The sequence below is a fragment of the Bradyrhizobium sp. RP6 genome, from assembly GCF_003837805.1.
Taxonomy (GTDB): Bacteria; Pseudomonadota; Alphaproteobacteria; order Rhizobiales; family Xanthobacteraceae; genus Bradyrhizobium.
Window position 1 is genome coordinate 57696 of sequence record NZ_RQIT01000032.1, and the last position, 12266, is coordinate 69961.

The window sequence follows — 12266 nt, forward strand, 5'->3', positions numbered from 1 at the left end:
CCATGAAGATAGCAACCCATCATGCCATTGTTTGGTTCACGCGCCGGATATTGGCCGGCGTGGTGGTGGTGTGGGCTGCCGCAACGTTTGCGTTCTTAATTCAGTGTGTGATGCCTGGCGATCGCGCCCAGATCATCATTAATGTGACAAGTGGCAACGTCGGGCCGGCGTCCGCGGCAGAACTCGCGGCGATCAATGCGAAATACGGCTTTGATCAACCACTCGTGGTTCAATACGGAAAATACATGCTGGGAATCCTGCATGGAGATCTTGGTGAATCCTACCAGCAGCATCGGCCTGTCGCAGGGATCATCGCGGATCAGATTGGGCCTACGATTATTCTGGCGGTCGCCGCGCTGCCGATTGCATGGATTATCGCCATCCTGACAACCTTGTTCATCGCCGGCAGAGACAACATATGGTCGAAGCTGCTCAATGACACGCAAGTCTTTTTGGCAACAGTGCCGCCTTACTGGCTGGCCACAATTTTGCTGGTTGTTTTTGCGGTAAAGCTGCGCATTCTTCCGGTCATCGGTGGAAATTCCCCGGTCGGGCTCATTCTCCCGACACTTGCGTTGGCTCTTGAACTGTCGGGCTTTTTTGGACAAGTCGTTCAGAACGAGTTCACGCGCGTGCTCGAGCAGCCCTTCGTCACGTCCGCGCGGGCCCGAGGTATGAGTGATTTTGGCGTCAGGCTTCGCCATGTCCTCCGCCACGCCGCATTGCCCGGGATTACTTTGTCAGGCTGGGCGCTCGGCAAACTTCTTTCGGGCGCGATTTTGATCGAGGTGGTTTTCGCCCGTCAAGGCCTAGGTGGAGTCCTCGTCGCTGCAACGTCCTCGAGAGACGTTCCGATTGTCTCGGGAGCTGTTTTGATCTCTGCGGGCGTATTCGCTCTTGCCAATTTGATCGTCGATCTGACTTACCGGCTGGTCGATCCGAGGTTCAAGTTGACATGAGCATGTTCGCCGAAGTCAGCATATCTCGTTCGCTCAAAGAAGTCCTGGCAATCACGCGCCATGTCCCCTTCCGGGTTACCGTCTCTCTTATAATAATTGGCCTCTTTGCCTTCGCGGCTATGGCCCCAAAGGTACTGCAGACGCACGATCCGCTCGCTATAGATTTGAGATCGTCATTGCAGTCTCCGTCGATCATTCATTGGTTGGGAACTGATCAATTGGGGCGAGATCTTTACTCTCGAATAGTCGAGGGGACGGGCCAATCCCTCGCCATCGGACTTGGCGCAACGGCGCTGAGCATGTTCATTGCGATCGTTATCGGCGTCGCCGCAGCGCTTTCTGGTGGCGTAGTCGATAGCATCCTCAGCCGGATTGTCGACGTGCTCTTTGCGATTCCCACGCTCTTGCTCGCCCTTGTGTTCGTGACCGTTTTTGGCCCGTCCCTATTGACTGAGGTCATAGCTGTCGGAATCGGCACAGCGCCAGGCTATGCGCGCATGATCAGGGGCCAGATGCTTGCCATCAAAGGGACAGGGTATGTGGAGGCCGCCAAGGTTCTGGGTCATCCATTTCCCCGTCCGGGGCTAGAGCGGGCAAGTTTCCTCGGGGCCAAGCTTGATTTTGCCTATATGCACGCCATGGCAGCGCAGGTCTGCAACTTCGATGACGCCAGTCTGCGCAATTTAATTGATGCAACCGGCAGCCTATTTCATGGTTGCAGTATGAAAAGAACACGCTTTGACAACGCGATGCTCAGCGGGCTTCTCCTTTATCAGTGCGACGCGAGTAATGCTGTATTCGATGGCGCGGAACTGCAAGGGTCAACTATCAATGAATGCTTCCTTCCTTCCGCTTCCTTCCGCTTTGCTAAGCTGAGCCAAGTCGCTATCACGAAGACGCATCTGGCGGATTGCTCGTTCTTCCACTCAAAGGGAGACTGCTTATCGATCGTGCGTCCCACCTCCATCGATGGTCTTGTCTTGGAAGGTGCTCATCTTCCGTATCTGAGACTCTCAAAGGTGAGCGGGCGGATTCGGGCGAGAGCCCTGAGCGCCCCATTCGCTGATCTTCACCTGTCAAATCTCGCGAGCGCTGAGCTGGAACAGGCAGACCTCACCGAGGCGCGGCTTCTGTCCGTAGGCCTGTCCGACGCGAACCTCGTCGGTGCTGTGCTCAACAGTGCATCTATTCATTCCTGTCAGCTGGACGGAGCGGACCTATCTCAGGCATCAGGTGAGAGCATTTCGATAACAGAGAGCACAATGCGAGCCGCCAAACTCACCGGTTTTCGCGGCCGCTGCGCCTTTGTGCGCGACTGCGATCTCGAACATGCGGACCTATCACAGGCTTACCTCTACAGGTCGATGATCACCGGTGATCCGCCGCAATCAATGGCATTGGGTCACGCAAATCTCGAAGGCTCCAATCTCGTTCAGGCATATCTCGCCGCGGGTATGACCGATAGCAACCTGGAGGCAACGCGGGCCGCATACGTTCGCATGAACCAATCGTCCCTGCGCGATGCGAACCTGAGTGGGATATCGCCATTCCAGGCCAGCTTCGTGAAGGTCGACTTTTTAGGCGCTAAGATAACCACCGTTTTTTGCCGACCGTTGTCGGGGACTGCAGGTCGCTCTGGAGGGGGATCAGCTGAACGAGTCATCGAACTATCTGGCTGAACTCTCATCGTTGATGCGACGTGGTCGAGAAGGGTCAACCTGACTCCTTTGAAAACCGCAAGAACAGAGGGAGCTACAGTGCCCACGAGCTTAGATCAGTTTGATGCGGTCATTCGACTGTAAGCGGGCGTTGAAGCTCTTTGGAGCTCGTCTGCGTGCGCGGCCCACACAGGATGCCCCCGCCGCGCATCTTCCGAGATCCAAGCGCTCCACTCTTTTTGCGTTCAAGGAAACTGGAGTAAGAACATGCATCTGGCAGGTCTTTCCGCAGGCAAGGCGTTCATCCGGGAGGTCGCAAGAACAGGTCAGACCATTGGCACAGTACACACTCTGGGCGCCCTGCATCTTGGGCATGCAGAACTGATCAGAAGAGCGGCCTTGGAGAATGACGTCGCGATTGTCACAGTGTACCCGAACAAGATCCAGCTTAGACCAGGTGGGAGCTACAATTTCAATTTGGACGATGATATTGGACTTGCCCTACGTTCGGGAGCGACTGCCGTGATTTCCTCGAGCGACACCGAAATGTTTCCGCCTGGCTATCGAACGTTCGTATCGCAAGGTGACTATCATTTGCGTTTAGATGGGCCTGAGGCGTGCTTGAAGGAAGCCCTGACCGGTGCGGTCCGCTGGATCTGCTATGCGCGGCCAACTCGCAGCTACTTCGGCCTGAAAGATATCGGTCAGGCGATCCTGGTGAAGCGCGCCGTTGCAGACCTCCTTCTCGATTGCGAGATAAGGTTTGTGCCGACCGTGAGATACAAGAATGGAGTGCCGATTTCGTCGCGCTTAAGGCGATTTAGCCGGTCTGAGCTTGATGAGCTGTCATGCCTCTTCACGGCACTCAACCATTTAAGGGAAGAGATCGTCCGAGGAGCGTCGAGCGTCAAGGACCTTGTAGCGTCGGCTGCATCTCACATAAAGTTCCGACGGTTTAAATTCGATTATCTTCGGATTGTCGGCGGTGACAGCTTCGAAGATCTAGAGCAGGTCAAGCTCCCTTTCATCATTATTGGCGCGGCAACGGCTCACGGCCTGAGGGTTTTCGATAGTATCTATGTTCCAGATCAGGATACCCTCCTAAATGGTGCTCCGGATCTCTCGATCGATCTGCCTAAGCACTCGTAGCTAGACCATTATTCACCGCATGGCCTTCACGGAACTAGTACACTGGCCTGGCATGGAAACAGCATGCAAAAAGAAATCTGAGCTGATCGGTTGGCGCGCTAACATTTCCCCGACATTCACTGGGTGCGAAGTCTAACCAGCAGGCATCCCAGACTACCACCCGCTCGGGGGCCCAGCGCACTACAGCTGACACGGTCGTTACCAAACATATTTGCTCTACTCGACATTTCTGCGAGGGTGACATGTTTGATGTCTATTCGTAATAACAAGCGGGACTTCCTCGTCATAAGCAACGCTTCTGAGATGCCCGCACTTTACTCTTCCAATAAATGGCACAAGAGCAGAACTAGAGTTCTCAAAGTCAGCGACGAGGTAAAGTCGGCCGTTCAGCGACAGGGGTATTACGTTCGTAGCTTTCGAGTTGGCAAAAGGGAAATGATCTAGGGCTTGAACCAATAACGCAATGTCGGCTGACGAGGGCCAAGCGGAAGACATCTGCTCGGGTTGAGGTTGCCGGTTTCAGCCCAAAGCGGACACGTCGGAAGGAAGGCGCATCTGTCGGCAACGCCTAAGCATAAACTCGGCTCCGAAGCGGTGCTGACTGGATGGTCAATACTTTGCGCCTAGAGACGAAGTGTTACTATGGAGATCGGCACTATGAGTCCCATGACTGCTATTTCCTGGAGGTGCAGCCCACAAACATCATCGCGGGTCCGTGACTTATTTCAGCGTCTGAGAGACTCTTTGTGCTTCCGCCAGATCAAGCACGGGAGCGCAGCTATGCCGATCTCGCGCCTGATTTCCGGCATCAATTTCGCTCGTGACCAACAACACCTTTTCGAGTCTGGCTTGAACTGCGCTCTTAGGAAGCTTGGCTTGGTCGAGTCGATCATGGCGATCCAAACTGCGACTGATCGCAAAAGAGTGATTGAGGTTCATAGTCCTGGAGTGACTGACGCTCTTGCTGTGGGCGAGATGGCGGTTCGCGAGATCAGTCTGTCCAAAGAAGGAAGCATGCTAGGCGGGCGGTGTCGGTATGTCTTTTCGGCGTTGATCGGCAAGATGAAGAGGATGTCCACTCATCCGTCTCGCTGTCTAGGCTCTGACCGGGCTTACGCTAGTCCCGCTCGTGCTCGTCAACTCAATCTCCGCGAGGCGATCGGCTTGCTCTTTGGTCAAATTGACCGCCCAATTAATCCCAACCAGAGCCGGCCCCTTCCGTTGTCGACCCCATCCAGCCCTTAGCCCCCTGAGGACCTAAAAATCGGCGCGGTGAGAACGTCTTGTCGCGCACCGTCATGTTAGATCCGCACTTTTATCATCTGATCATCACCTGATCGTTACCCGAGTTCGCTCAAGACAACGCGCCTCCGTAACTCGTGCGCGGCAGCTTTCAAATCGCAGACTCCGATCAGACCGAGCTGCCTCAAGCTCAGGAGAGCAAGCAGGTCACACAGCTCGACACAAAGCCCAGCTCCCAATATGGCTATGGCGCGTTGCTCCTCCGCATCGAGATCAACCCGTGAATTGCTTTCCAGATGCGTTCCGGTTTCTCAAAAGCCAAACCCATGCCTGATGTGCCGGAGCATAGCGATCGCCGCGTCGGTGTACCGACCGTGCGTGAGGTATTGATCCAGTTGCGCTGTGGAAATCAGCGCCGCAACTGCCATCGTGAAGCCCTTGAACATTGGGCCTCTCCTGAAAGAGACCGCTAACCGGGCGTGTCGGAAAATCAGACGTTCTCAGATTGGCTGCCGCCTATGGCGACCTAATATGGAAATGCTGACAGTGAGTGGTAACTACTCTCTTAACGGGTGCGGTGGACGGGTACCCCGAAGCCGCTAGACCCGGTACCGGATGACCTACTCACGATTTCGAACCGGCGGGCTGAAAAGAAGATAGGCTGCATGATCCTTGGCGCCACGAAGCGGACCAAGCGGAGACCGCGTTCCGTATACGCGATCGGGCCATACGCGGAGACGCTGCGTGAATGAAAGAGGCCGCCAATCGAGATGGCCTCTTGTCGCATGAGAAAATTGCGCTGCTCAGAACGACAAGAGCGCTATCGCTGCGAGCACCGTGTTGAGAGCGCCAACGGCGATGATGGCCGCCGTAACGATCCGGTCATGGCTCATCACTTCCTCCACTACTAAAGAGAGGATCTCTTAACGCAGCTATCTAGGCGGGAAAAGCTCTCGACTTGATCATGCGGCGGGAGATCTCAGCGAATCGGCGCATTTGAGCGCCGGTCTCACTCTGACGTGCTGTTCGCACATTTGCCTCGGGCGGGCTGCCCCAGGTTTTGCTGCTCGACCTGACGCGAAGGCGTTCGGCTTCGGCGACTAGTCGGGACGGTGCTCCGTCATGCGCGGTCGCTCCGATTTGCCCCGCCTCCCACGTTTCTCGACCGAAACGGTTCCTGCAGCGTTTCGGTGCAAGGCTTCAGCCTCCATTTTACAGTGTCCGAGCCTTCCAGGCCGGACACCGCATCAGGTTTGAAGCCTCTCCGGCGCTCACCTTGCAGACCTGCGGACCTTACCTGCACCTGCTCGCGTCCGCATTTCAGAGCCTCCTCGCACCGCCCTCTTTCTCAGGTTACCCCACAGGACACCCAATGCGGGAACTACTATGCAAGAGAGGATTGCCCCTTCCAGCTTCGCCGCTTTGGGGTGCCTCGGCCAAGATCACGATGGGCGGCAGACTGCCGAGCCGCCTCAATTGGTCTCCCTGGACTCGAAACGACAGTGAGAGGTCGCAAAATGGCTGGCGACCTTGGGAGTGTGTATTCGATCGGATGTTGTCTCCCGCACAGCCGTCGTCCAGCTCGTGGTGACAGCTCTCAGTGATTGAGTAGATCGGGTCGGAAAGTCAATACGATCCTTACTGCCCGACGTGGTAGGGCTAGGCCAGCCGCGCTTTGAGATAGTCTGGTCGGGCGGCCCGTCGCAGCCAAACGCTCACGGCAGCTCGAACGGTGAATCGTGACCCTAGATCTGTAACCTCTCGGGAGCAAAATCTGCGGAGATGATCATGAGCAGGCGATCAGAAGATCATAAAGCAGATGACATTATCCCGCTGAGCGAGCTGGATGTAAGCGAAGGCAGGCGCTTTCAAGACGATAGCATATGGGGTTTCTTTGACCGGTTGCGAAGAGAAGATCCCATTCACTACTGCAAAGACAGCCCCCACGGTCCATATTGGTCCGTGACGAAGTATCGGGACATCGTAGCGATAGACACAAACCACAAAGCATTCTCATCAAAGCAAGGTGTCACTATTGTCGACGTGCCTGATAAACACTGGACCCAGAGTTTCATCAAGATGGGGCCTCCCAAGCACGCCGAGCAGCGCAATACCGTGAGCCCGATCGTCGGACCGGAAAGCCTGACGAAGCTCGAAACCTTGATCCGCTCTCGGGTCAGGGCGATTCTCGATGGCTTGCCGCGCAATGAAGCCTTCAATTGGGTAGACATGGTCTCGATAGAGTTGACGACGCAAATGCTCGCCACGCTCTTCGACTTTCCATTTGAGGATCGGCGACTACTGACCTATTGGTCAGACGTAGCTGTTACAACTCCGAAAGCAGGCCATGCGATCGACAGCTGGGACAAGCGAAGCACAATCTTATCAGAATGTCTGGACTATTTTACAGGGCTTTGGAACGAGCGCATTAATGCCGAGCCGCGCCTCGACCTGATTTCCTTGATGGCGCATTCGCCCGCCACACGCCATATGAAGCCGAGTGAGTTTCTCGGGAATCTGATTCTGCTGATCGTGGGGGGAAATGATACGACGCGCAACTCGATTACCGGCGGCCTCCTGTTCATGAGCCAGTACCCCTCCGAACTGCGAAAACTAGCCGACAATCCCAAGCTGGTCTCGAGCGCCGTGTCCGAGATTATCCGATACCAGACACCGATCGCGCATATGCGCCGCACTGCCGCGGTCGACAGCATCGTAGGCGGGAAACAGATCCGGAAAGGCGACAAGGTCGTCATGTGGTACATCTCCGGCAACAGAGACGAAGAGATCATTGAGAACGCCAACAGTTTCGTGATCGACCGGAAGAATGTGCGGCAGCACCTCTCGTTCGGATTCGGAATCCATCGCTGTCTTGGTCGACATCTTGCCGAACTGCAGTTGAGAGTCCTCTGGGAAGAGATCTTGGATGCGAGACTGGAGATCGAGGTCGTCGGCGAACCCGAGCGAATTGCATCTAACTTCGTGCACGGCTATTCGGCTCTCCCCGTGCGGATTGAAGCGTAGGCCTGGTCGCGCCAGTCCCCGGCCGCCGGTGCGCGGTCAGGGTGGATTGATCTGAACTAATGTTCAATCTGCGCAGATGGCTCGATCGACGCGAAGCATTTTTAGTGGGCAACTACTGATCGACCGGGCAGACGTTTGAAGTCCCCGTGAGAAGCGACATGTCAGGCGCGCGTCTCGACTTGCAAACGCCTGAGATGCCGAAAGGGCCTCAACGGCAACTCCGATGCCGCCTGTTCGGGTTGCCTTGTATAGCCGGAACGTGGAGGCCGATGAATTGATGCTGAAGATTGTAGCGGGTTGCAGCGATTTTCCTTGGAGAAGCGATTTGGATATTCCCCGAGTTGATTACCTCAAGCTCCCTGGGGAAGACCGGCAGTAATTTGGCAATGCCTGTGGCCGATGTTTCTCCTGATATCCTTCGGTGGCATCTACCTCATTTTCAGATAAGCGCTTCGCCACATGCATATGAAGAATATCTGGATCATTGCCGCGAAATAGTGGGAGCTATTCTGGTAGTGGAGCCGATACTCACCTTTCTGCTCTTTAGAGACGTGCGGACACCCAATTCGCTGGTCGGGGTGACGCTCGGTGTGCTCGATATGCTTGCTGCCACATTTCTATGAGTGTGATTTAACCGGCCTGGGCGGCGGCCCGGCTTTTGCGAGATATAGTTTGAGGGAGTTGCGCAACCTCGATTCTGCTCAGTTCCGACGGGCAAAATGTCGTTGCTGATGGCCTCCGACGTCTCGGCACACCCGTCGATGGCTGGTGACTTGGTAAACTCTTCGGTCGAAGTCTGTTTAGTGGATAGCGGGACGCGTGCGTTGCGAGCGAAGGTCTGCCGATCGACATACGCTGGCCAGTTCTGCTTGGCCAAAAATCGCCGTTCGGGAGGCGAGCGCGTTCCTGGCTGCTCTCTAGCGTTTGACTTGGCCCAGCTCGCGTGCATAGAGCCAAGGCGTTCGGGTAGGGACTATTCCGTGGGTAGGGCAGGTCGGACGCCGGTCACGTCTCAGCTGATCACACCGGCACTGATGCGGCTAGTTCAGCAACACGACCAAGCTGCGATTGAAGTGGAACTCAAGGCGAGGTCTTATTTCTTGTGCATCCAGATGAATGGCTCTTGGTCAGCTAGTCGTCAGCTAGGCGGCCTATCCAGACAGGCTGCGCACTCTCGACTATTCGGAGATGAAGTATGAAAGGTATTGGCCGAGCTGATTCATCACAGGGTGAGGCGGCGGGAGCCGACAGCGCCGGGGAATTGAGCCGTTCGAGCCTGGAGCCTGGTCTCTTCCCTGGGGAACGCGGTCAATCCTTCGATGCCGTCCTGGAGCGGATGCGCTCCGGGCCTCAAGACAGAACTGCGGCTTCAGATATGGCGGCGCCAACGCGCAACGAGATCAAGGCCGCAAAGCGAAATTTGGACAGCCTGCTTGAGAAGTTTGAAACTTGCCGTCGAGCGGCCATGCAACGCTGCAACTCGGAAAAGGCGCAAGAGCTGATCGATCGAGTGGTCGAAGCAGGCTCAACAGTTCTGGAGTATTACGCGAATCTGCCTTCCAATTTGGCGCGTCGTATCCTGCCCGACGATCAGGCTCGCCGGCTCCGCGACAACACGCTGGATGCGGGCAACCAATGTAACGAAGTAGCCACCGAGATTCTGTACCCACTTGAGAACAGGAGAAAGAAAGCAAAAGCCCTGCTCGACGAGGTCAAAGACACCGCTCCGCCCGACCAGCTGAGCCGCGTCGTTGCGGGCGTCGCGAACCAGTATGCTGCCTGCATGGACTGGTGGGGAAAGAAGGCGTTGCGCTTCGAGCGGATGCAGTCAGTCTGTGCGGCTACTGCCCACTTGCCAAGCAGCACGCCCGAGATGCGCAAGACCGAAGAGGGCCAACTCAGGCTCAATACGGGCTGGGCGCTCCATACCAGGTGCATGTATCTGCAATCGCGCATCGCTCTCGCCCAGCTCTTGATTGAGTGGCGAGCGAGCACGTTAGCACCGGACGTGCGAGCCGCCCTCATGGACGAGAGGGGGCAGGTGCGTCTGCTCGGGACCTTTGTTGAAGATGTTTTTCCGGCATTTATTTCGACGGGCGAGGCCGTTCGCGGAGGAGCGGTGCTCGACGCCGAGCACCGCGCCGTTCTGGAAGGAGTGATGGAACGGCTTTCGGAATTTGCATCCCAACTGAGGGGCATGCTTGAGCCCCTGAGGGAGGCTGGAACGGAAGCTGACCTTCCTTTGCAGTTGCTTGGCGAGATCGTGGACGGAGCGTGGGTGACGGCGAACGACGTCATGCGGCTGCTGGCATTGCAGCCAAAGACGGAAGTGACGATTGAACCGCCGGCTTGGGCTGCGCTTCCTGAAAACACTGCCCTGGTGGGTGAAGGCACTCCAGCGCGCAGAAAGGGCAAAGCAAAGCGCGGAGCAGCCGCGGGCGAGGGGAGTTCGACGGCCAGCCCGCCCGCGCCGCAACTGGGAAGGTCCGATGCCGCCGCGGCCGCGACGGGCAAGGTCATCGTGCTCTCGGATCTCGGTACAAAGAAACTCGCCACGCCGGAGGAGGCAGCTGCGTCATCCTCTGCGACCGATCACCTCCAGATGTGGCAGGCTCCGCCCTCCAGGAAGGCACTGCCGGGATTACTTGAGCGATTGGACGAGCTGCTGCAGTTCGATCTGCGGGCTCAGCAAAGCGCCGTCTCGCAAGCGCGCCAGATGAAGCCCGACGACGCCGAACATGTCCTGAATCGCGTGATCAAGCGCTTGCAGACGCAGTCCTCCGAGATTGAGGCCTGTGTAGCCGCGCTGGAGGAGCCTCGCCGAGGGGGCCTGCTCACCGCTGCGCAGGTGCCCGAAGTGCACGAAAAGATAGTCCGGCTTCAAAGGATGGGGTCCGAGGTTCAGGGGCAGGCAAAGTCATTGAGCGCGCGAAAGGCAGCAATCACGAGCGATTGCATGAAGACCTATGCGTTTCCATCGCAGAAATACCTTGTACAGTTACGGGCAGCGGGGGAACTGGCGTCAGTGGATCCACCTCGCGCCTTGAAGGGAGAGCCAGAGACGCTGTTTGAAATCAAGCTACAGCCCATGGCGCTGAGCAATGGCGCGACGCCAAGGCCGATGTGGGTACACATCCACACCAAGCGGCCGGTACATGCCTGGCAATTGGCAACGCTGGGCGATCGCGAATTCGCCGCTTGCCACGTCAAGTCTGACGAACAGCGCGGCTACAATCAGCACTGGCAGAACGCTCGAGCCGCCGAGGGGCACGAGAACGTCGTGATCCACCGAGGCAAGCTCACTCCCGCATTCTGTAGGTCCTTGTTGAGCACCGCCGCTGGCCAGCCATGGCAGCCCCTTCCCGACCCGGAGCACGCTTCAGCTCAGATGGCTCGACTGGGGATCTAGTGAGCTGGTTTTCTTGCGCCGGTGAGCCGTTCGGCGTCAGAGTTCATGCCTTTCGGACCGGCTCGGCGGATTGCCTGAGCTGCGCCGAGCCTCGTCGAACTCCAGCTTACACAAGGATGGAGCCGGGGAGAGAACACTTCTTACGGGAGGGGTATCGGCTGGCGATCCGGAGGATTGTCGGTCGTCGTACAAGCAAGCTGCCATTCCCTGCCCTGGCGAACATCGGCGCTCGGGCGAGAAGCTGGGCCGCTGACTATTGCAGGCGGGAGATATACCAGATGCTGGCGGCGATACGCCCGGTGTCACAGTGCTTTCACCTGCCTGCCCGCGGCGAACTGGCGCGCAAACTCTTCGGGCGAGCTTCAACGGATCGCGGATGGTCCGGATGTACGGGAGCTGAGCGTCCCGGCCGCTTTGACGAATCAAACCGGGCGGTGCACAACAACGCCGCCTGTTTGCTACTCTAGCATCAGGCTACGACGGCCCCAGCATCACGCCTCCTTGGCCTCCAAAAGATGCTGGGGCTTGTCGTTCTTCGTTGAGCGTCTCAATCCGAGTAAGTCGGAGCTTCTTCGTTTCAACTGCAATGGCGCCGGGCGCCGCGGAGACGATTTCAATACACCGTCGTATGGTCAGTCATTTCCCTGCTTTTTTCAGTCGCCGCCACGAGCGAGCAACGGTGGCATCGCCGGAAGAGCGTACGCATACCACGAGGACCGCCTGATTGACGCATGCGCGCGGGTACAGTTAGTTCTATGATCGGCGGGGTGAAGGTCAGGCGGCTTGCTGATCGGTGGGATTGGCTTGGCGCAGGAGCTTCCATTC

6 protein-coding genes are annotated in these 12266 nt (G+C 57.0%); 5 read left to right on the plus strand and 1 reads right to left on the minus strand.

The genetic code is table 11. The annotated features are described in order from the left end of the window. The first annotated feature begins 2 nt into the window (after positions 1 to 2). The 3 genes from EHH60_RS34250 to EHH60_RS34265 all read left to right on the plus strand — a co-directional run bounded on the left by EHH60_RS34250 (position 3) and on the right by EHH60_RS34265 (position 3766). The gene (locus EHH60_RS34250; RefSeq protein WP_245454659.1) at positions 3 to 959 is read left to right on the plus strand and encodes an ABC transporter permease; all 957 of its coding nucleotides are present in this window, start codon (positions 3 to 5) and stop codon (positions 957 to 959) included. Further along, a complete protein-coding gene (locus EHH60_RS38355; RefSeq protein WP_245454660.1) occupies positions 956 to 2638 on the plus strand; it encodes a pentapeptide repeat-containing protein in 1683 nt (560 codons plus the stop codon). Before EHH60_RS34250 ends, EHH60_RS38355 begins: the two co-directional genes overlap by 4 nt. A gap of 246 nt (positions 2639 to 2884) precedes the next feature. Beyond that, a complete protein-coding gene (locus EHH60_RS34265) occupies positions 2885 to 3766 on the plus strand; it encodes a pantoate--beta-alanine ligase (RefSeq protein ID WP_124163635.1) in 882 nt (293 codons plus the stop codon). Between the two features lie 1553 nt (positions 3767 to 5319). Here EHH60_RS34265 and EHH60_RS38610 read toward each other — a convergent pair. Then, positions 5320 to 5454 (minus strand): hypothetical protein, encoded by a 135-nt coding sequence (locus EHH60_RS38610; RefSeq protein WP_283811877.1) that lies wholly within the window; start codon positions 5452 to 5454, stop codon positions 5320 to 5322. A gap of 1342 nt (positions 5455 to 6796) precedes the next feature. Here EHH60_RS38610 and EHH60_RS34280 point away from each other — a divergent pair. Beyond that, on the plus strand, positions 6797 to 8032 hold the full coding sequence (locus EHH60_RS34280; protein WP_124163636.1) for a cytochrome P450: 1236 nt from the start codon (positions 6797 to 6799) through the stop codon (positions 8030 to 8032). 1195 nt (positions 8033 to 9227) lie between these two features. Then, positions 9228 to 11441 carry a T3SS effector XopP-like protein gene (locus EHH60_RS34290; RefSeq protein ID WP_124163637.1) on the plus strand — a complete coding sequence of 738 codons (2214 nt, stop codon included), beginning with the start codon at positions 9228 to 9230 and terminating at the stop codon, positions 11439 to 11441. Positions 11442 to 12266 lie beyond the last annotated feature (825 nt).